This is a genomic window from Candidatus Pseudothioglobus sp. Uisw_050_01 (genome assembly GCF_048085775.1).
GTDB lineage: Bacteria > Pseudomonadota > Gammaproteobacteria > PS1 > Pseudothioglobaceae > Pseudothioglobus.
Genome location: NZ_CP159804.1, coordinates 1,221,604 through 1,242,791, shown reverse-complemented (window position 1 = coordinate 1,242,791; position 21,188 = coordinate 1,221,604). Strand labels below are relative to the sequence as shown.

Annotated in this window: 20 protein-coding genes; 11 read left to right on the top strand and 9 right to left on the bottom strand. The window is 35.7% G+C overall.

Translation table 11 applies throughout. From position 1 onward, the window contains the following. Positions 1–66 precede the first annotated feature (66 nt). Complete coding sequence (locus ABXT51_RS06260) at positions 67–666, top strand: peroxiredoxin (protein ID WP_416694563.1); 600 nt, start codon at positions 67–69, stop codon at positions 664–666. A gap of 25 nt (positions 667–691) precedes the next feature. On the opposite strand, the gene dinG is transcribed toward ABXT51_RS06260, so the two are convergent. Genes dinG through rlmE form a run of 3 tightly spaced genes read right to left on the bottom strand, consistent with a single transcriptional unit; the run spans position 692 to position 4,359 of the window. Then, positions 692–2,755, bottom strand: a complete 2,064-nt coding sequence (dinG, locus tag ABXT51_RS06255; protein ID WP_416694561.1) for an ATP-dependent DNA helicase DinG — start codon at positions 2,753–2,755, stop codon at positions 692–694. Positions 2,756–2,763: 8 nt separating this feature from the next. Then, positions 2,764–3,735 (bottom strand): polyprenyl synthetase family protein, encoded by a 972-nt coding sequence (locus tag ABXT51_RS06250; protein ID WP_416694558.1) that lies wholly within the window; start codon positions 3,733–3,735, stop codon positions 2,764–2,766. Positions 3,736–3,741: 6 nt separating this feature from the next. Continuing rightward, positions 3,742–4,359 carry a 23S rRNA (uridine(2552)-2'-O)-methyltransferase RlmE gene (rlmE, locus tag ABXT51_RS06245; RefSeq protein WP_416686356.1) on the bottom strand — a complete coding sequence of 206 codons (618 nt, stop codon included), beginning with the start codon at positions 4,357–4,359 and terminating at the stop codon, positions 3,742–3,744. A gap of 143 nt (positions 4,360–4,502) precedes the next feature. Between rlmE and typA the strand changes: the two genes are divergently transcribed. Together typA and ABXT51_RS06235 are read left to right on the top strand one after the other, a co-directional pair. Further along, positions 4,503–6,314, top strand: a complete 1,812-nt coding sequence (gene typA / locus ABXT51_RS06240) for a translational GTPase TypA (RefSeq protein WP_416686355.1) — start codon at positions 4,503–4,505, stop codon at positions 6,312–6,314. Between the two features lie 67 nt (positions 6,315–6,381). Continuing rightward, complete coding sequence (locus tag ABXT51_RS06235) at positions 6,382–9,447, top strand: efflux RND transporter permease subunit (RefSeq protein WP_416694556.1); 3,066 nt, start codon at positions 6,382–6,384, stop codon at positions 9,445–9,447. On the opposite strand, the gene ruvA is transcribed toward ABXT51_RS06235, so the two are convergent. From ruvA to leuC, 3 genes are read right to left on the bottom strand one after another with little or no spacing between them, the layout of a single operon-like run. After that, positions 9,448–10,044 carry a Holliday junction branch migration protein RuvA gene (gene ruvA / locus ABXT51_RS06230; RefSeq protein ID WP_416686353.1) on the bottom strand — a complete coding sequence of 199 codons (597 nt, stop codon included), beginning with the start codon at positions 10,042–10,044 and terminating at the stop codon, positions 9,448–9,450. Further along, positions 10,041–10,655, bottom strand: coding sequence for a 3-isopropylmalate dehydratase small subunit (gene leuD, locus ABXT51_RS06225; RefSeq protein WP_416694554.1), 615 nt, complete (start codon positions 10,653–10,655; stop codon positions 10,041–10,043). The genes ruvA and leuD overlap by 4 nt, the downstream gene beginning before the upstream one ends. Continuing rightward, positions 10,652–12,055 carry a 3-isopropylmalate dehydratase large subunit gene (gene leuC, locus ABXT51_RS06220; RefSeq protein WP_416686352.1) on the bottom strand — a complete coding sequence of 468 codons (1,404 nt, stop codon included), beginning with the start codon at positions 12,053–12,055 and terminating at the stop codon, positions 10,652–10,654. The genes leuD and leuC overlap by 4 nt, the downstream gene beginning before the upstream one ends. Before the next feature lie 133 nt (positions 12,056–12,188). Between leuC and ABXT51_RS06215 the strand changes: the two genes are divergently transcribed. Together ABXT51_RS06215 and rnhA are read left to right on the top strand one after the other, a co-directional pair. Next, positions 12,189–13,961, top strand: coding sequence for an N-acetylglutaminylglutamine amidotransferase (locus ABXT51_RS06215; RefSeq protein ID WP_416694552.1), 1,773 nt, complete (start codon positions 12,189–12,191; stop codon positions 13,959–13,961). A gap of 3 nt (positions 13,962–13,964) precedes the next feature. After that, positions 13,965–14,402 (top strand): ribonuclease HI, encoded by a 438-nt coding sequence (gene rnhA, locus ABXT51_RS06210; RefSeq protein WP_416677369.1) that lies wholly within the window; start codon positions 13,965–13,967, stop codon positions 14,400–14,402. Here rnhA and ABXT51_RS06205 read toward each other — a convergent pair. From ABXT51_RS06205 to ABXT51_RS06195, 3 genes are read right to left on the bottom strand one after another with little or no spacing between them, the layout of a single operon-like run. Continuing rightward, positions 14,395–15,198: a ferritin-like domain-containing protein gene (locus ABXT51_RS06205; protein ID WP_416694549.1), complete on the bottom strand. Its 804-nt coding sequence runs from the start codon at positions 15,196–15,198 to the stop codon at positions 14,395–14,397. The two genes, rnhA and ABXT51_RS06205, sit on opposite strands and share 8 nt — an antisense overlap. Continuing rightward, positions 15,185–15,715 (bottom strand): pseudouridine synthase, encoded by a 531-nt coding sequence (locus ABXT51_RS06200; RefSeq protein ID WP_416677366.1) that lies wholly within the window; start codon positions 15,713–15,715, stop codon positions 15,185–15,187. The genes ABXT51_RS06205 and ABXT51_RS06200 overlap by 14 nt, the downstream gene beginning before the upstream one ends. Then, entirely contained in the window at positions 15,708–16,139 is a 432-nt protein-coding gene (locus ABXT51_RS06195) for a type II toxin-antitoxin system RatA family toxin (protein WP_416651188.1), read from the bottom strand. Before ABXT51_RS06195 ends, ABXT51_RS06200 begins: the two co-directional genes overlap by 8 nt. Here ABXT51_RS06195 and smpB point away from each other — a divergent pair. The 6 genes from smpB (at position 16,138) to rlmN (ending at position 21,186) form a co-directional block, all read left to right on the top strand. Further along, on the top strand, positions 16,138–16,614 hold the full coding sequence (gene smpB, locus ABXT51_RS06190; protein ID WP_271540940.1) for an SsrA-binding protein SmpB: 477 nt from the start codon (positions 16,138–16,140) through the stop codon (positions 16,612–16,614). The two genes, ABXT51_RS06195 and smpB, sit on opposite strands and share 2 nt — an antisense overlap. Positions 16,615–16,792: 178 nt before the next feature. Then, on the top strand, positions 16,793–17,065 hold the full coding sequence (locus ABXT51_RS06185; protein WP_271540941.1) for an HU family DNA-binding protein: 273 nt from the start codon (positions 16,793–16,795) through the stop codon (positions 17,063–17,065). A gap of 62 nt (positions 17,066–17,127) precedes the next feature. After that, positions 17,128–18,132, top strand: coding sequence for an alpha/beta hydrolase (locus ABXT51_RS06180; protein ID WP_416694546.1), 1,005 nt, complete (start codon positions 17,128–17,130; stop codon positions 18,130–18,132). Between the two features lie 100 nt (positions 18,133–18,232). Further along, the gene (locus ABXT51_RS06175) at positions 18,233–19,540 is read left to right on the top strand and encodes an NAD(P)/FAD-dependent oxidoreductase (RefSeq protein ID WP_416694544.1); all 1,308 of its coding nucleotides are present in this window, start codon (positions 18,233–18,235) and stop codon (positions 19,538–19,540) included. 114 nt (positions 19,541–19,654) lie between these two features. Then, positions 19,655–20,080 carry a nucleoside-diphosphate kinase gene (ndk, locus tag ABXT51_RS06170; RefSeq protein WP_416694542.1) on the top strand — a complete coding sequence of 142 codons (426 nt, stop codon included), beginning with the start codon at positions 19,655–19,657 and terminating at the stop codon, positions 20,078–20,080. Between the two features lie 23 nt (positions 20,081–20,103). Continuing rightward, complete coding sequence (gene rlmN, locus ABXT51_RS06165; RefSeq protein ID WP_416694540.1) at positions 20,104–21,186, top strand: 23S rRNA (adenine(2503)-C(2))-methyltransferase RlmN; 1,083 nt, start codon at positions 20,104–20,106, stop codon at positions 21,184–21,186. Positions 21,187–21,188 lie beyond the last annotated feature (2 nt).

The window sequence follows — 21,188 nt, the reverse complement described above, 5'->3', positions numbered from 1 at the left end:
AATAAATTATATTTGCATTAACTACAGAATTAAAAAAACATTAATCATTACTATAAGGACAAAACTATGAGCGTTTTAGTTACACAGCAAGCACCAGACTTTATATCCACAGCAGTTCTTGCAGATGGGCAAATTGTAGAGGATTTTCAACTATCAAGTTTTAAAGGTAAAAAAATTGTATTGTTCTTCTGCCCCTTAGATTTTACGTTTGTATGCCCGATAGAGATTCTTGCACATCACCATAGAGTTGCTGCTTTTGATAAGCTCGATACTCAGTTAATTGGAGTTTCTATTGACTCAAGACATACTCATAATGCTTGGCGAAATACTAAAATAAATGATGGTGGTATTGGATTTATTGATTTTCCATTAGTTTCTGATATGGATCATAAAATTATGGAAAAGTATGGCATTGTCCACCCAGAGGGAACAGCTTTAAGGGCATCTTTTGTAATTGATGAGAATTTTGTTGTTCGTCATCAAGTTGTTAATGATCATCTTCTAGGTAGAAATGTGGATGAAATGCTAAGAATGGTTGATGCACTTGATTTTCATACTGAAAATGGAGAGGTATGCCCTGCAGGTTGGAATAAGGGTGATGAAGGAATGAAAGAATCAGCTAAAAGCGTGGAAGAGTATTTATCAAAAAATTCTGCCAACCTTTAATTTGATAAAAATAAAATATTTATAATTAGTTCTTTTCTATAATAATATTAAAATTTGGAAGTGCTTTAATAAGATGTTTTCCATAAAACTTTGTTACTAGCCTATTATCAAAAATAGTAATTTTACCGGTATCTGTCTCAGTTCTTATGAGCCTCCCACAAGCTTGTATTAATCTTAATGAAGCGTCTGGTAGAGAAATTTCCATAAATGAATTTCGGTTTAACGACTCAAGATATGATTGAGTGGTTTTTTCAATTGGCGATGTTGGGACGCTAAATCTTAACTTAGCAATAATTACGTGATTTAAATTATCACCTTTAAGGTCAACACCTTCAGCAAAGCTATCAAGACCAAAAATTATGCTGCCCTTACCATTTTTTCTATTTTCAACATGTCTTTCTAGGATATTTTTTTTGCTATATTCACCTTGAATGTATAGATCACAATCTAATGATTTTTCTATTAAGTCGGCCACACTCTGCATTTGATTGTTTGATGCAAAAAGCACGAGTGTCGCTGCTGATGTATCAATACGTTTTTTTAACTCTAGCGCAATTTCTTGAGTGTGATCAAAAGACTGTGTTGGGCTTGCATTAATTTTGGCGATTATAAAGTCAACTGACTCATGATTGAACGGAGATGCCAGGCGAAGATACTGATTTTCTAATAACTTTAATCCAAGTTGTTGATTTAATCTATCAAAGCTTCCTAGAGCAGTCAATGTAGCCGATGTAAAAACAACTCCTGCTGCTTTAGACCATATTAATTTGTCTAAATAGCTAGAGACATCAATTTTTGCAGTGTTTAGTTGATAGTTATTTTTTTTATTAGCAAGCTTTGATTGACTTATCCAGTTACTTGTTGGAGCTTGTTCATTATTTAGGTTCTGATTAAATGTATTTAAAAGTGATAAGATTGAAGATAGATTTTGATTATTTTGACCAATTATATTATTTAAGTTATCAGTTATAGCCTGGTCAATATTATTACTTTTATAGTGCTCTTCCCAAATATCTTTATGCTCTGAAAAATCTTTATACGCTGAATTAAATAAGACTAATATTTGTTTGGTTAAATTCAGTATTTCACTAGGCACACCAGTTATTGGAAATAGATGAATATCATCTTGGTATTCAAGATTTGAGATGACTTCAGTTAGATCACTTATAGCTTCGTCTGTCTTTTCAATATAACTAGGAGGGGATGTAATTTTAATAATTTTTATAATTTGATCTATGGCGCTCTGATATTGACGGATAGATGTTTTCATGAACTCAGTACTGCCACCCAGTGAAAAATGAGAAAGTGCTTTTTGAGATAGATGATGAGCCTCATCAAAAACAAAAATACAATCTTCAACTTCAGGAAGAACATTGTTACCATTTATAATATCAGCCAAAACTAGATCATGATTTGCAATAATTACGTCAGCATGCGAGGCTTTTTTTCTAGCTTTAAAGAAAGCACAATCATTATAAAATTCACAATTTTTAGAGTTGCATGTAAATCGATTGCAGGCAATTTTTTGCCATAATTTATTTTCAGGTGGATTCTCAAGATCGTCAATTTCCCCACTCCACCTTGTGGCAGAGTAGCTTTCAGTCATTTCACTTAAAACATCTAAGTCATTTTTACTTGGCTTTTCATCCCAAAGAAGAGCATCATCTAAAACAGAAGGAGAGCTTGAATTGTCTTCAGTCAGGTTAATTAAGTTTCGAATACAAACATATCTCGACCTTCCTTTAGCTAAAGCATATTCAAAATCAACTGAAGAATATTTCTCTGCCTCAACAATATCTTTATTTAGAATTTGTTCTTGAAGTGCTACATTTGCAGAAGCAATAACTAGCTTCTTTTTTGACTCTTTTGCAATTGGTAAGCAGCTCACTAGGTAAGCCATAGTTTTCCCAGTTCCAGTTGGAGCTTCAACACATATGATTGGGTTTGAATTGGCATACTCACCTGTCAATGTTTTTGAAATCTCAGCAATCATTTTATTTTGAGATGAGCGGTTACTAAAATTTGGTAATTGTTTTTTCGCATCTTCAAAGGAAGAGCGTATTTGCTGTTTAAGTTTTGTTGTAAGCATTAAGTGGTTTAAGAGTTTCTATTTATTGAAAGCTCACATAATAGTTGAAGTGCAGAGCGGTATTCGGAGTTAGGAATAACTTCCAGAAACTTCAGTGCTTTAGTGGATTCATTTTTTGCTACTTTGCGGCAATATTCAAATGCATTAACACTAAGAAGAATATTTACAATATTATCTATGTTTGAAGAGTCAGCATTAGTTATGGCATTGGAAAGAGTTGCTTTTTCAGCCCCTTTCGTATTTTCAAGGGCATAAATCATTGGAAGTGTAACTTTTCCTTCAGACAAATCATCGCCAACTTCTTTTCCAATAACAGAAGAATTTGATTCATAATCAAGGGTGTCATCTATAATCTGAAAGGCATTACCTAAATGCTTTCCAAAGCTACCAAGCCCATTAATTACGTTTTTATTGGATTCAGCTAATATTCCAGCTATTTGGCATGCAGCCTTAAAGAGACACGCTGTTTTTCTTTCAATTACTTCAAAATATTCTGTCTGAGAAACGTTAGCATTTTTAATGCTTAATAATTGAAGCACCTCTCCTTCTGAAATTTGATTGGTTGCTTTAGATAGGATTTTCATTATTTCCATCGAGTTGGGTTCAACCATAATTTCAAATGCCCTTGAGTATAAAAAGTCACCAACTAGAACACTTGGGGCATTACCCCATAATTCGTTTGCAGTTTCATGGCCTCGACGGATGGATGAGTTATCTACAACATCATCATGCAGAAGAGTTGCAGTATGAATGAGTTCAATTACAACTGCCATTGAGTGATGATTATCACTTTTATAGTTAGTTGCTCTGGCGCATAATAATAGAAGAAGTGGCCTAATTCGCTTTCCACCTGAGTTAATAATGTACTGGCTCATTTGACTAATGAGGTCAACATTTGAATCTAGTCGATTAACTAGAATTTCATCCATCATCACTAGGTCACTCTTCATAAGAGCATGAATTTCACTAAAATTTTGCATAAGGATTTATTTTAACTGACTTGCTAATAAATAAACTTCTTTAGATCTTGGACGAGATGCTTTTGGCTTGATGACAGAAACTTTTTTAAAAATATTTCTAGCATTTTTAACATAAACATCAAAACCATCACCCTGAAAGACTTTGACAATAAAGTTGCCATTTTTTGACAAGGTTTTAACGGCCATATCTAGTGCTAGTTCAGCTAAATACATCGACTTAGGCTGATCAACAGATAGTTGGCCGCTCATGTTTGGTGCCATATCAGACAAAACAGTATCAACCTTTTTGCCATTAGTCATTAATATCAAATCATCATATACGGACTGCTCTGTAAAGTCTCCTTGAAGAAAACTAACTCCGATTATTTCTTCAATTGGCAAAATATCGCTCGCAATTACCTGCCCAGATTTACCAGTAAACTTTACTGCAACTTGTGACCACCCTCCAGGTGCAGCGCCTAAATCTAAAACTTTATCGCCACTTTTAATAAGTTGACCCTTTTCAATAATTTCAAGTAGCTTATAGACTGCTCTGCATCGATAGCCTTCTTTTTGTGCTTTTTTTACGTATTCATCGCTTAAATGTTCCTGCATCCAGCGACGAGAGCTTCCTTTTTTTGCCACAGCTTCAAAAATAAATAGAATATTAGATGCATTTTATAAGAGAAGAGTATCCAGCAATATTAAATTGATTTTTGATTTAGCTTGGGCATTGTTAGGTTTTTACGGGATAATACGACATCGATTTTTTATGAGTACATTATTAAATGGCAAACAATTTAAGAAATATAGCAATTATCGCTCACGTTGACCACGGAAAGACTACGTTAGTAGATAAATTACTTTCTCAATCGCAAACATTTGATGATCGTTTTAAGGCGACTGACAGGATGATGGATTCTAACGATCTTGAAAAAGAAAGAGGAATCACGATTAGCTCAAAAAATACAGCTATTAAATGGGGTGATTATAGAATTAATATTGTTGATACCCCAGGCCACGCTGACTTTGGTGGTGAGGTTGAAAGAGTGCTTTCTATGGTCGATAGTGTATTGCTTTTAGTTGATGCTAGTGATGGCCCAATGCCTCAAACTCGTTTTGTTACAAAGAAAGCTTTTGAGCAGGGCCTTAATCCAATTGTAGTGATTAACAAGATTGATCGTGATAGCTCTAGACCTGACTGGGTAATTGATCAGGTTTTTGAGCTATTTGATCAGTTAGGCGCTACTGAAGAGCAGTTAGATTTTCCAGTTATATATGCCTCAGCACTCGGTGGCTATGCATCTGAAGATGATACTGCTAGAGAGGGTAATATGACCCCAATGTTTGAATTAATTGTTGAAAAAGCACCCGCTCCTAAGGTGGATATTGATGGTCCATTTCAAATGCAGATAACATCATTAGACTACTCTTCATTTGTAGGGGCAATTGGAATTGGAAGAATTGAAAGAGGTGTTGCTAAGAAAAATTCGCAGAACGTCTTAATTTCACCTGATGGAACTGAGCGTAAAGTTAAAATTGTTCAGCTCTTAGGTTTTAATGGTCTAGAGAGGCATGATGTTAGCTCAGCTAATGCTGGCGATATAGTTGGGGTAGTTGGTATTGAAAATATATCAATTTCAGATACGATTTGTGATGTAACTAAAGTTGAGGCATTACCTCCTTTAAGTGTTGATGAGCCTACAGTTAGTATGGCATTCAGAGTTAACGATTCTCCATTTGCAGGACTAGATGGAAAATATATTACATCCAGAAATATAAGAGAAAGGCTTGATAAAGAGCTTATTTATAATGTAGCTTTAAGAGTTGAAAATACTACAGATTCTTCTGAGTTTGTGGTTTCAGGTAGGGGTGAGTTACACCTTTCAATTTTGATTGAAACCATGCGAAGAGAGGGCTTTGAACTATCGGTAGGAAGGCCTCAAGTTATTCTTAGAGAAATTGACGGCGTTACCTGTGAACCTTTTGAAGATTTAACGGTGGATGTTGAATCTGTTCATCAGGGTTCGGTGATGGAAAAATTAGGCGAAAGAAAGGCGGAGCTATCAAATATGACTCCAGATGGAAAAGGGCGAGTAAAGCTTGATTTTATAATTCCAGCTAGAGGTTTAATTGGATTTCGAACTGAGTTTTTAACGGCAACAACTGGAACTGGGCTTATGTACTCAACATTTGACTCTTATAAGCCTCAAAAGGATGGAAAGATTGGCCAAAGAACGAATGGATCTTTAATTTCAATGAATCAAGGTAAATCTGTTGCTTATGCGATATTTAATTTGCAGAAAAGTGGTAAGTTTTTTGTGGGCCATGGAGAGGATATTTATGAAGGAATGGTCGTAGGAATTAATACAAGGGATAAAGATCTTGTAATTAATGTTATGAAAGGGAAGCAGTTAACTAACGTAAGAGCATCAGGTACTGATGAGGCAGTTGCATTAACGCCAAAAATTACTTTAGATTTAGAGCAAGCACTGGAGTTTATCGATGACGACGAGTTAGTGGAAGTTACTCCTCATAACATCAGAATTCGTAAAAGACTGCTTACTGAAAACCTGAGAAAAAGGTCAAAGAGTTCATAAACTCTTCACTGTTTCTTCATTGTTCGCCTATATAATCATTCGATTTGAGCTATATTAAAAGTAAATTATGGATTCTTTTTTAAATTTTTTAGTTAGGCAAAAAAAGTTTGCCTTAGTTTTTTCCCTTGCCTTTATAGCGATTGGTACGCTAGCTGTTGTTGGAATGCAAAGAGATCAGTTTCCTGCAGTTGATTTTGAAATTCTTAGTGTTACGACCGCTTATCCTGGAGCGTCTCCTGAAGACGTTGAAAAAGCAGTTACAAATGTAATCGAAAAAGAATTATCAAGCGTTGGCGGTATTAAAGAAATATCCTCAACCTCTCGTGAAGGGCTCTCATCTATTATTGTTACCTTAGAGGCAGACTTAAAGGATGTTCAGACAGTAAAAAATGATGTTCGAAATGCTGTAAATCAAGTCAAAAGTTTTCCTGAAGAGGTAACAGATCTGCCTCAGGTGGTTGATTTTAATGTTTCTGAATTCCCAATTATTACTATCAACATTGACGGCTCCTTGATAGGTTATGACCAATCAAGACAAATTACAGATGATTTAGAAACAGCTCTTCTTAAAGTCAAAGGTGTCTCTGCGATCGACAAAAGTGGCTATCTAGATAGTGAAATCCAAATTAAAGTTAACCCAGACAAGCTTGATAAATATAACATGTCAATTAATGAAGTTATCTCTGCAATTTCTTCTAGAAATGCTCGTTTTACGGTTGGAGATAATAATCAACAAGACTTAGAAAAAAATATTGTCATATTGTCTGAATTTGAAAGTGTTGATGACATTAAAAACGTTGTTATTAAATCTAGCTTTGATGGACCTGTTATAAGGCTTATTGATATTGCTGAAGTATTTAGAGGTGAAGAAGAAGAAAAATCTATAACTCGAGTAAATGGAACTAAGGGCTTTATTCTTGAGATTAAAAAAACTAGTCAAGCAGATATTATTAGAACTGCAAAAAGAGTTAAAGAGCGAGTATCAGAGCTGCAAGAATATTATCCAGATGAGATTAACATTTTTTTTACTGATGACTCTTCATTGGCAGTTGCAAACAGAATTGATATAATTCTTAAAAATGGCTATATTGGTCTAGCACTAGTTCTTGTTGTGTTAGGCGTCTTCCTTTCCATAAAAACTGCCTTTTGGGTTGCTGTTAGTATTCCAGTAACTTTGTTAGGAACTGTCGCCTTTATGGGACTAACAGGTAATACAATAAACTTAATATCTCTTTCTGGTTTCATCATTGTGCTGGGAATTGTGGTGGATGATAGTATTGTTATTGCTGAAAGTATTCATCACTATAAGGCAAAGGGTGGAGATCTCTATAAAAATGTTGTTACTGGTCTAAAGCGGGTTATTCTGCCTGTTATAACGACCATAATATCGACCATGCTTGTGATGTCATCATTCTTTTTAATGTCTGGAACTTTAGGAAAGTTTATTTATGTGCTTCCAGTAGTTGTAATATTTGCCTTAGGAATTTCTTTTTTAGAGATTACCTTTGCGCTTCCAGCTCACCTTGCAACTCAAAAAGTGGAAAAACAAAAGACTTGGTTTATCCCATTTGAGAACCTCTACAACAGGATGATGCACCATGCTTTAAGATGGCGTTATTTAATTGTTCCACTATTTATTGCTTTACTAATATATTCGGCAATTTTTGCTGTCAAAAATATTCCATTTAATTTATTTCCTTCAAGAGGTGCAACGGTAATCTTTTCAAACATTGAAACTCCTAATGGAAGCTCTGCTGCCTATACTGAAAATATTGTTATACAGGTTGAAAATATAATTGCTAATGAGATAGGAGACGACCTTGACTCTTTCACAAGCAAGATTGGAAGTTATTTTACAAATATCGCAAACATTAAAATTACTCTTACTCCAACAAGTGATAGAGAAAGAACTGCAGAAGATATGGCAGATAAGCTTGAAGCACTAGTGGCAGATATTGAGGGTGCTGACAAAATTGATATAACCTTAATAGCCCCTGGACCTCCAAGAGGCTCTGATATTGAGGTTACGCTTGTTTCTGAAAATGATGCTCAGAGAAGTTTAGCTGCCAATAGATTCGAAGAAATTCTCAGCTCTATTGAAGGCGTTGATGATATAGATCGTAATGATGAGATTGGTAAACCTAGAATCGAAACAGTACTTGATTTTGATGAGATGGCTCGTCTAGGTGTTGATTATCAGTCAGTTTATAGGCACCTTAGAACAGCATTTTCAGGCTCTTATGTGACTGATATTACTATTGCTGGAAACGAGGAGGATGTAAGAGTCTATATAGGAGAAAATGATTACACTGAGAATTTCATTAAGAATACTTCTGTCAAAAATCGTCAAGGTAAGTTAATACCAATGAGTCAATTCTCAACACTTCGTGAGATTGAGGGAGAGCCTGATTACAATCATTTTGATGGTGATAGATCCATTAAGCTTTCAGCAAGTATTGATGAGCGGGTAACAAATAAAACCAAAACTTTGAAAACCTCATTAGAGGAATTAAATCTTGCGATTGATTTTCCTCAAGTATCGATCATTACGGGTGGTGGAGCGCAAGAGCAAATTGACTCATTACGAGATTTTCTTTACGCTTTTGTTGTAGCAATTGTTGGTATTTTTCTTATCCTTGCTATACTATTTAACTCATACTCTCAACCCCTTCTTGTTCTAGCAAGCTTTCCATTTGCGCTAATTGGGGTTGTTTGGGCATTTCATTTCCATGGTTATTCCCTAAGTTTCTTCGCTCTAACAGGCGCTCTAGGTTTGATGGGAGTTATTGTTAACGACTCCTTAGTTATGGTTAGCCACTTAAATTATATTAAGCATAAAAGCGCCAAACTAGAAGACAAAATTGTTTGGATTGCAAAAGGCTCAAGGGATCGTTTAAGAGCGGTAGTTTTGACTACTCTAACAACAATGGCAGGAGTATTGCCACTTGCGTATGGGGTTGGCGGCAAAGACGAGTTTTTACAACCAATGGTTCTCGCACTCGGCTATGGACTAATGTTTGGAACACTTCTAACTTTAGTTCTTCTACCTTGCATGTATCTGATGAACTACGATTTTATTAATATGCTTGGTAGAGTTAAAACAAAGTTTTCTAGAAAGAAAGTAGTCGTCTAATTACTTGTTTTGAAGTGCTAAGCGAATAAGCTGCTCAGTAGAAAGGTTTTGGTCAGAAATTTTTGAAACCATTTTATTGGCTTCCTTCGTTTTAAAACCTAGAGATTGAAGCGCCTCAATGGCTTGAATACTATTCGGATTTCCACTCTGTTTAAATTCATGGGCGCTGCCACCAGGACTTCCAACTAGTTCAAGCTTACTCAGCCTATCTTGAAGTTCTACAATTAGTTTAAGGGCAGTTTTCTTTCCAATCCCTGGAGTTTTTGCTAAAAGCTCTGCGTCCTCATTTGAAATACATTCAATAAGAGCATTTACAGAAAGGTGTGACAAAATTGCAAGAGCAACTTTAGGGCCAACACCATTAACCCTTATTAACTCTCTAAAAATACTTTTTTCATCCTTAGTAATAAATCCAAATAACGTGTGCGCATCTTCTTTAATGCTTAAATGAGTGAATAATAATGTATCTTCTGAGGTTTTATCAAGCTGATAAAACGTGGACATAGGGCACAGTATTTCATAGCCAATACCACCAACTTCTAGAAGTACTTCGGGTGGATTCTTGCTAATAATTTTACCTTTTAGATGACCAATCATAACCAGGGGTGCTTTTTAAAGTGTTCTGTTTCAAATAAACGTATTTGATCTTCATATTGCAATGTTAAACCAATATCATCAAGCCCATTGATGAGTCTGCGTTTTCTTTCGGGGTCAACATTAAATTCAAAAGAATGAGTATCTGTCGTTACACTTTGGTCATGAAGATCGATGACTATGTTTCCGGTATATTCAAACAGACCATCCACAATTTCGCTACTTAAAACAACTGGAAGAATGCCATTTTTAAAGCAGTTGTTATAGAAAATATCAGCAAAGCTAGGTGCAATAATTGCTCTAAATCCAAAGTCTTCTAATGCCCATGGAGCATGCTCTCTAGAGGAGCCACAACCAAAATTTCTTCTGGTCAGTAGAATTTGAGCTTTTGAATATTTAGGATTATTTAATACAAAGTTAGGATTGATTGGTCGTTTTGAATTATCCATCCCAGGCTCACCATGATCTAAATAACGCCATTCATCAAATAAGTTAGGGCCAAATCCACTTTTTTTAATAGACTTTAAAAACTGTTTTGGAATGATTGCGTCAGTATCAATATTTGCCCGATCTAAAGGCGTAGCAATAGAGCTTAAAGAGGTGAATTTTTTCATGTCTCTACCCCTGAAAAATGTCCTGCAATAGCACTCGCTGCAGCAATTGCTGGGCTTACAAGATGAGTAAAAGATCCCTGCCCTTGTCTGCCTTCAAAGTTTCTATTTGATGTGCTCGCACACCTCTCTCCAACTTCTAATTTATCTGCATTCATTGCAAGGCACATTGAGCATCCTGGCTCTCTCCACTCAAAACCTGCATCTTTAAAAATTTTATCAAGTCCTTCATCTTCAGCTTGCTTTTTCACAAGTCCAGAGCCTGGAACTACAAGAGCAAGCTTTATGTTATGAGCAATTTTTTTACCCTTTGCAACAGAAGCTGCTATTCTTAAATCTTCAATTCTTGAGTTAGTGCAAGAGCCAATAAATACTTTATCTATTGCTACCGAACTCATTGAGGTATTAGGTTTTAAATGAATGTACTTTAAAGCATTGCGAATACTTTCAGCTTTAACTTCATCTTTCTCTAATTTTGGATCAGGTGTTGAGCCATTAATATCAACGACCATCTCTGGAGATGTCCCCCAAGTGACTTGAGGCTTAATAAGACTTGCATCAATTAAGATTGATTCATCAAAGTTCGAATCAGCATCACTATGAAGGGTCTTCCAATATTTTACGGCTGCGTCCCAATTCTCACCTACCGGTGAAAAAGGCCTACCTTTAACATAGTTAATAGTTTTATCATCAACTGCTACAATACCAACCTTTGCCCCCGCCTCTATCGACATATTACAAAGCGTCATTCGACCTTCTATGCTCATATCTCGAATTGTTGAGCCACAAAATTCAATTGCAAATCCAGTTCCACCTGCCGTACCAATTTTTCCAATCACATACAATGCGACATCTTTAGCACTTACATCATTTGCTAATTGGCCTTTAACTTCAATCTTCATGTTTTTAGCTTTGTTCTGCCATAAGCAGCCAGTTGCAAGTACATGCTCAACTTCAGAAGTTCCAATTCCAAAGGCCAGTGCTCCAAGAGCGCCATGAGTTGTTGTATGTGAATCGCCACAAACGATACTCATTCCAGGAAGTGTTGCTCCCTGTTCAGGCCCAATAACGTGAACAATCCCTTGTCGGATATCATTCATTTGAATTTCATTTATTTCAAATGTTTCACAGTTCTTGTCTAGCGTTTCAACCTGAAGCCTTGAGATTGGATCGGTTATGCTACTAACCCCACTTGATCTTTCTGTAGTTGGAACGTTATGATCAGGAACCGCAAGGTTAGATTTGTTGCGCCAAATCTTTCTACCAGCTAAAGTAAGTCCTTCAAATGCTTGTGGAGAAGTGACTTCATGAATAAGCTGACGATCTATATAAATAAGCGACGCTCCATCCTGGTCATGGACCATATGAGTGCTCATTAATTTATCGTAAAGAGTTTGAGACATTATTAGTTCGTAATACTTGATAAAATGACTATTTTACATTTCTAAGTTAGCCTCAATTATAGAAATATATAACAAGTGATTATATTTCTAGGTGACTCTGAGGTGTTAATTTTAAAGTTTAAAGGTTAAATTTATGTGCGGTATTTGTGGCCAATTACGATTTGATGGGGAGATTGTTTCTACAAAATCTCTAGATGATATGATGAGTAAACTTGCCAAAAGAGGGCCTGATTCAAAAGGAAAGTGGTTTGAAGGAAAGGTTGGGTTTGGCCATCAGCGCTTAAGTATTATTGACTTGTCGAATTTAGGGTCTCAACCAATGGTAGATGATCTTCTTAAATTAACATTAGTATTTAACGGAACGATATACAACTATAAGGCACTTCGAGCTCTATTAATAGGCAAAGGGTATGATTTTTTCTCAAACTCTGATACAGAAGTAATAATAAAGGCATATCATTTTTGGGGCGAAGATTGCGTGAAACATCTTGATGGAATGTTTGCTTTTGCTATTTGGGATCAATCTTCTCAGCAACTTTTTGTTGCAAGAGATAGGATGGGCATTAAACCTCTATACTTTAATATCACTCCTAAAGCATTTACTTTTGCATCAAATTCACAGGCTTTACTTACTCAAGAACTTGATAAAAGTATTAATCCTGTTGCTTTACATCAACAGTTATCTCTTCATGGCGTTGTGCCAGCTCCAAATACAATTATTAATGGAATTCAGAAATTAAAGCCAGGTACTTTTTTTACGTTAAGTCCTAATGGTAAATTACGCGAAAAAACATATTGGCATCCAAGCGCAAAAAGGCTTGAGGAAAATATTTCAGATCAGGACTATATTGAAAGAACGCATGAGCTATTAACTGCAGCAGTTATGAAGAGGATGTCTGCATCTGACGTGCCAATAGGAGTTTTACTTTCGGGAGGATTAGACTCATCGCTTATTGTTGCTCTTTTAAAGGAAGCAGGCCATGAAGATATTCGCACTTTTTCAATAGGATTTGAAGACATCGATGATGAAGTTGGAAGTGAGTTTGAGTATTCAGATCAAATTGTCTCAAAATTTGAAACTCAGCATAAAAAATATCAAGTGAGTAATAAAGAAGTACTTCCACGATTATCAGAAGCAGTTATGAATATGTCTGAGCCAATGGTTGGCCAAGATGCCGTAGCTTTTTATTTGCTCTCTGAGCAAGTTTCAGAGCATACTAAAGTTGTCTTATCTGGACAAGGGGCTGATGAAGCGTTCGCTGGGTATTTTTGGTATCCAAGAATGGCGAATGAACAAGGTAATGAAGTAGAACGTTTCTCAAAGCATTATGTTGATAGGCCGCATGATGAGTTTTTACAAACAGTATCATCGATATATCAAGGTGAGAATCATACTCATAATTGGTTAAACAAGGAGTTTTTAAAGCCAGGCGCTGATTCTTTTATTGATAAAGTATTTCGCACTGATATGACAAGATTAATTGTTGATGACCCAGTTAAACGAGTCGACAATATGACTATGGCATGGGGCCTTGAGGCTAGAGTGCCATTTATGGATACTGACCTAGTTGAATGGGCGCTAAGCATACCACCTTCATTAAAAATGAGGGATGAGGGAAAGTACCCTCTTAAAGAGATTTCAAGAGGACTCCTGCCAAATTCTGTAATAGATCGGAAAAAAGGTTATTTTCCAATGCCAGCTCTAAAGTATATTCAGGGTGATTTTTTGGAATTTATGTCTGATATACTTTTGTCCAGTGCTTGTCGTAATAGAGGTATTTTTAATCAACAATATATTGATAAAGTGATTAATTCTCCTAAAGACTATATGACAGCTTTGAATGGATCAAGACTGTGGCACTTAGCTTTGCTTGAGTATTGGCTTCAACTTAATGTAGATAACTAGTCCATGGAAAAAATTGTAATTTATACAGATGGTGGTTGCCGAGGAAATCCTGGAATTGGTGGATGGGGCGCATGGTTGAGATACAAAGATCATGACAAGAAATTAAAAGGCTCAGAGTTAAATACTACAAACAATAAGATGGAGCTAACAGCATCAATTAAAGCACTACAAGCGCTTAAATCAAGTGATATTACTGTTGATTTATATACAGATTCCAAGTACGTTATACAGGGCATAAATGATTGGATTGAAGGCTGGAAGGCAAAAGGATGGAAGACTGCTAATAAGAAGCCGGTTAAAAATGTAGAGCTCTGGAAGCAATTAGACGTCCTAAATAAGGAATTTTCTGTAAATTGGCACTGGGTTAAAGGCCATAGTGACGATCCAGGTAATGACATGGCGGATCTGTTGGCAAATCAAGCCATGGATGAAATTAGTTAGTTTCTAGTAATTCAGGGTGCTCGAGATAATCTAATTCATTTCGACTAAAATTTGATAAAAGCCTTGCTTCAATATTAAATGGCCCACGCAAGTTAGACCCAATGTGTTTTTTTATTAACAAATCAAAAGTCTTAATTGGGTCAAGATCTCTTTTATGGCAAAGGTATTGATACCAATAGTTCCCAATTTTTACGTGCCCAATTTCATCTTTAAAAATAATATCTAAAATTTCAACCATCTTATGAAGGTTTGCATCTTTAAATTTTTTTCTAATCCTTGGGGTAACGTCTAAACCTCTCGCTTCTAAAACTCTAGGAACCAAAGCCATCCTCGATAAAACATCATAATCTGTGTCAACTGTCATTTGCCACAAACCATTGTGAGCATCAAAATCACCATAACTATATCCAATAGACCCAAGGTAATTTTTGAGAAGTGAGAAGTGCGTTGTCTCCTCGCTGGCCACTTGAATCCAGTCTACATAATACTTATGGGGCATTTCTTGAAATCTGTAGATTGCATCTAAGGCTAAATTTATTGAATTAAATTCAATATGACAAATCGCATGGATATTTTTTATCATGCCTAAATCTGAGCGATCTCTTTTTGGGGTTCCTTTGAAGTCAACTAAGCTTGGTTTCAAAGGCCTCCCTGGGGAAGGAATTTTAATGACCTTGACTTTTAATTCATTGATATCAAGTGGAATATGGTATTTTTTTAAATCATTAATTAGTAAAATTTTTCTCTCTACATCGTTGCAAATTAGGGCTTCATAAGCAAGTTTAAAGAGTGACATAAGATCCTGAGGGTATATCCTTTAAGTCCCACTTATCAATTCTTGTTCTAATTAGCCTGAGCGTTGGAAATCCTACGCTTGCAGTCATTCTGCGTACTTGACGATTTCTTCCTTCGCTAATTGAAATTTCAATCCAAGAAGTTGGAATATTTTTCCTTACTCTTATTGGAGGTGTTCTTGCCCAAAGCCAGTTAGGTTCTTCAATTATTTTGACGGCTGCAGGCTTAGTGTTTCCATCCTTAAGTTTAATACCTTTCTCTAGGGCAGAAGCTGCAGTAGAACTTAGCTCTCCTTCTACTTGCACGACATAGGTTTTGGTTTTATTATATTTTGGGTTGGATATTAAGTTTTGTAACTTGCCATCATCTGTAAGAATCACCAGTCCCTCTGAGTCTTTATCAAGCCTACCAGCTGGATAGACATTCGGTATGTCGACGAAGTCTGATAATGTATTATTATCACCACTGAACTGGCAGATAACTCCAAACGGTTTATTTAAAGCAATAAGTTTAGCCATAAATATATTTTGCTCTTGCAACAAATGAATCTAATTGAGAATTGGCTATATTTTTAAAAACAGGCGACAAAGCCATATCAATTAGCATTGATTTAAATTTAAATTGAAGATCTAAATGAATTTTTGCGGCATTTTCACCAAGTGGCTCAAAGCGCCATTCACCTGAAAGCTCATCAAATGGACCATCAACTAGCTCCATCGCAATTGATTGATAGGGTGTCAAAGTGTTTAGTGTCGAAAACGTTTGTTTAATGCCGCCTTTATTAATCTCGACTGACGCAGTGATTTGGTCGTCAGATTGATTTAAAATAGAGGAGGAATCACACCAGTTTAAAAATTGAGAGTAGTCATCAATATTGTTAACTAACTCAAACATTTGTTGGGGTGTATATGGAACAATTGCGCTTTTTGAAATACGATGCATGGCAAAAAATAAAAAAGATAATTCAAATACTATTGCTTTAAATAAAAAAGCAAGGCATGACTATTTTATCGAACAAAGCCTTGAAGCAGGTTTAAGTTTGCTTGGCTGGGAAGTTAAAAGCCTTAGAGATAGCAAAGTTCAAATTACTGAAAGCTATGTGATTTACAAAAATAATGAGCTGTTCCTTTTTGGTGCTCATATATCTCCACTAAATTCAGCTTCCAGTCATGTTGAATGTGATCCAACAAGAACTCGAAAATTACTATTAAACAGACTTGAAATTAATAGACTTCGAGAAAAAATTACTCAAAAAGGAGCTACAGTTGTTCCATTAAAACTCTATTGGGCAAGAGGTAGGGTCAAGTTAGAAATTGGTGTAGCTAAAGGAAAAAAAGGCCATGATAAGCGTCAGGATATTAAAGAAAGAGACTGGAAAATGGATAAAGCAAGAGCGCTTAAAGAAGGGAATCGCTAGAATAAAATATTTTTTTTACATTATTTTTCAAATAACTTTATTTTGATAGTACAATAACTTCTAGATACAGCGTTGGAGGCAGATGGTTTCTTTTGATTCTTTCCTCCTGAAATAGGTTTAAAGTTACCTCTTTCGCTTTGTCTTTTTTTATAACAAACTTTTATTGGAGAGAATTAAAATGAATAAATCAGAATTAATTGATGCAATTGCTTCAGGTGCTAATTTATCTAAAGCTGATGCTGCAAGAGCCCTAAACGCAACAACTGGTGCTATTACTTCAGCAATGGCAAGTGGTGATGGAGTTCAGCTTACTGGCTTTGGTAGCTTTGTAGTTAGAGCCCGTGCTGCTCGCAGTGGTCGTAATCCTCAAACAGGCGCTACGATTCAAATTAAAGCTTCAAATGTAGCTGCATTCAAAGCTGGTAAGGCATTGAAAGACGCATGTAACTAGTAATTAAATTAGTTATCTAAAAAAGGCGCCCTTGGGCGCCTTTTTTTATTTAAAAAAACATTATGCAAAAATTGTATTTTAAAGTTGGATATACACTTACTGGACTGATTTTATTTATCGCTCTAGTTTATATGGGTATTGGATACTTTATATATTCAACACTTGCCAAAGCTGATCCTGGGTGTTCTGTGGATTGTGAAAATACGCCTGGTAGCTATCAAGATAATTCAAAAGAAAGTGATTTTCCTTTTGAAAAATATATCGTTGATTATTGGGAGTCTCATCAATATTCTGCTGGTGATGAAGATATCCAAATCGACGCATGGTGGATTCCTATAGATAGGAATGGGCCAGGTGAAGCTCCTGTTGTTATCCTAGTGCATGGCTTAAGGTCAAGTAAGTATGACTCTGATATATTATTAGTTGCAGCTATATTAAATCAAGCTGGCTTCAATACACTTTTGTTTGATCAGCGAGATCATGGCATGTCTACTATTGAGGATGGAAAAATTAGCATTGGAACTAAAGAATACCGTGATGTTATTGCAAGTGTAGATTGGCTAGTAAATACTCAATCTATTAACCCTAAAAGTATTGGAATCTATGGATTATCGATGGGTGCAGGAACTGCTGCAATTGCTTTTGGATTAGATAATAGGATTCAAGCTGCTATTTTAGATTCTGGATTCTCTGATCTTTACACTATAGTTGAAGAGGAGCTTCAAAGAGAAGGGTATCCACCATGGCTTGCTAAGGGGGCAATTTGGTCAGCATTTATATTTGGTAATGAAACATTACTTGAGCCTTCGCCAAAGCTTGCTTTTAAAAATCATGACGACCGTCCAATATTTGCAATACATGGAACTTCTGATACAAGAGTTTTGCCTCATAATACGTCTGATATGGAAAGTCTGGCTACAAAATATGGGGCAAACTTAACAATCTGGTTGGCTGAAAATGCTATACATTCTGGAGTTAAATTTATGTACTTGGGAGACTTTTCTAATAGAGTAGTAGAATTTTTTGGAAGTAGTCTTGAGGGCATACTCAAAGATAATAAAGAGTAATTTTTAATATTATAAATCCAATAATTTAGACTCGTAATATGTATTTTTGAATCCAATTGGTTGATATACTATTTTAAAGACTTTTAATTAGTACCCTGAAATGACTAAATATACTCCCTTCTGGTGGGACGGCCAGCCACAATTCAAAAATACTGAAGCACTTCCATTGAATGCAGATATTGTCATTATTGGCGCTGGTTATACAGGATTAAGTGCAGCTTTAACATTGTCAAAATTTGGCAAAAATGTTATTGTTCTAGATTCAGAGATGATTGGATTTGGAGCAAGTACTAGGAATGGTGGAATGCTAGGTTCTGGTCATAAGGTTTCAACAGACCAGGCAAAGAAAAAATATGGCGAAGTTATTGCAGCAGAAATTCATAAAGAAGCTAATGCTTCACTAGCATTTACATCTAACTTGATTGAAGAAAATAATATTGATTGTGAGTTTAATGTTTGTGGAAGATTAAGAACTTCATGGCTTCCTATAGATCAAGTTAGTATGGCAGATAACTTACAAAAATTAAAAGCTATTGATGACTTTAATTCTAAAATGATTGGTCCTGATATGATGTCTAAGTCAATAAAAACAGAGTTATATTTTGGAGGTCAGTTTTATCAAGATCATGGCTCAGTTCAGCCGCGTAAATTTCATTATGGCTTATTAAAGCTTGCATTAGAAGCAGGGGCAATGGTCTTTGGCAATAGGCATGTAGTTAAAGTTAATAAATTAAAAAAAAATGGATTTGATGTTTTAACTTCAAATTCAAAAATTCACTGTAAGCAAGTTCTTATGGCCACTAATGGATATACAAGGCCAAGTCTTTCTAAGTATTTAGCAAGGCGCGTATTACCGGTACCAAGTTTTGTAATAACAACAGTGGATATTGGTAAAGATAAAGTTCAGACTCTTTTGCCTGGCGGTCATTGCATGGTTGAAACCCGTAAGCGCTATTGTTACTATAGGCCAACTCCTTGCGGAACAAGAATAATGCTAGGAACGCGTGCAGCTATGCATTCGATTTCTGCTGAAGAGGCATTACCAACTCTGCGTAAAATGCTTATAGAAATTTTTCCTTCTTTAGAAGGTGTTGAAATTAGTCATTGTTGGACTGGATTTACAGGCTTTACTTTCAGTCAATTACCAAATCTTAGTGTTAATAAAGGGGTTTATTCTGCGCTAGGTTACTGTGGAAATGGAGTTGCAATGGCGCCATACTTGGGTCATATGGCTGCATTGAAAATGTTAAATCCTGATCAAAAAGTAACTGTTTTTGAAGAAACACCTCTGCAAACTAGACCTTACTATTATGGAAAGCCGTGGTTTCTTCCAATTGCGAGCGCTTATTTTAGGGCTTTTGATTTATTAGATTACTATCGTCGAACAAAATTAATTAAGAAGATTTAACCTAATAAAGAAGTTTTTTAATTGATAAGCATATCTTCTTTTTTTATCTCTGAGCATAAGAAATATACAACTGCATGGTAAAATACCGGCTTTTTAATTAACTGGGAATTGTTCATGGAACAAACTTTATCAATAATTAAGCCAGATGCTGTGGCTAAAAACGTAATTGGTCAAATTTACTCTCGTTTTGAAGATGCTGGTTTTAAAATTGTTGCATCAAAAATGATTCACTTAGATGAAGCAATGGCAGGTGGATTTTATGCTGTTCATCAAGAGAGACCTTTTTATAAAGATCTTGTAAGCTTTATGACATCTGGGCCAGTTATGGTTCAAGTTCTTGAAGGCGAAAATGCAGTTGCAAAGCATCGTGAAATTATGGGTGCGACTAATCCAAAAGAAGCAGATACTGGGACTATTAGAGCAGATTTTGCAGAGTCTCTAGACGAAAATGCTGTCCACGGTTCAGACTCTCAAGAAAACGCTGCAATAGAAATTGCATATTTTTTTGGTGATGATGGTGTTTGTCCAAGAACTAGATAAATAACTTAAAAAGAGACTTAGTAATGTTAGAAAAACAAAACTTGTTAGGACTTACTCAAGTTAAGCTTAAGAAGTTTTTTTCTGATTTAAACGAAAAACCATTTCGTACAAAACAAATTATGCAGTGGATCTACCACCAAGGTGCTTTAGACTTTGGTGATATGCATAACTTCTCAAAAGACTTAAGACAAAAACTTCAGGCAATTGCTTCTATTGAATTGCCTGAAGTAACCTCCATCAATAACTCAAAAGATGGGGTTATTAAGTGGGTAATCAAGTTGGGTGAAGAAAATCATATTGAAACAGTTTATATACCTCAAAAAGATAGAGGAACGCTTTGTATATCTTCTCAAGTTGGCTGTTCATTGGCTTGTACTTTTTGCTCGACAGGCTATCAAGGATTTAATCGTAACCTTCAAAACCATGAAATTATTGCACAGGTATTAATTGCTCAAAACCATTTAAAGGACAAAAATAAGAGAATTTCTAATGTAGTTTTTATGGGAATGGGCGAGCCATTACTTAATGAATCCCCTGTTTATGATGCATGTGACATCCTTTTGGATGACTGGGCATTTGGACTTTCTAGGAGACGGGTTACTGTTTCTTCATCAGGGATTGTTCCGGCACTAAAGAGAATGTCAGACACAGTTCCAGTAAGTTTGGCCATCTCCTTGCACGCTCCTAATGATGAATTAAGAGATATACTTGTCCCAATTAATAAAAAATATCCTATTAAAGAGCTAATGAAGGCTTGTCATTACTACTTGAATGCAGGAACTCAAGAGCGACATGTAATGTTCGAGTACGTTATGCTTAAGGGTGTTAATGATTCTATTGAGCAAGCTCAGGAGCTCTCAAAACTAATAAATTTTTGGTTTCAGGGTGAGTCAGCTAAGGTCAACCTAATACCTTTCAACCCTTTCCCTGAAACGAAATATACAACTTCAAATGACATTGCTATTGATAAATTTCAAGATATCTTGTATCGCTCAGGAATTCGAACTACTACGAGAAGAACGCGAGGTGATGATGTTGATGCAGCATGTGGCCAACTAGCTGGAAAAGTTGTAGATAAGAGTAGAAGAAGTGCTGGACGGGATTAATT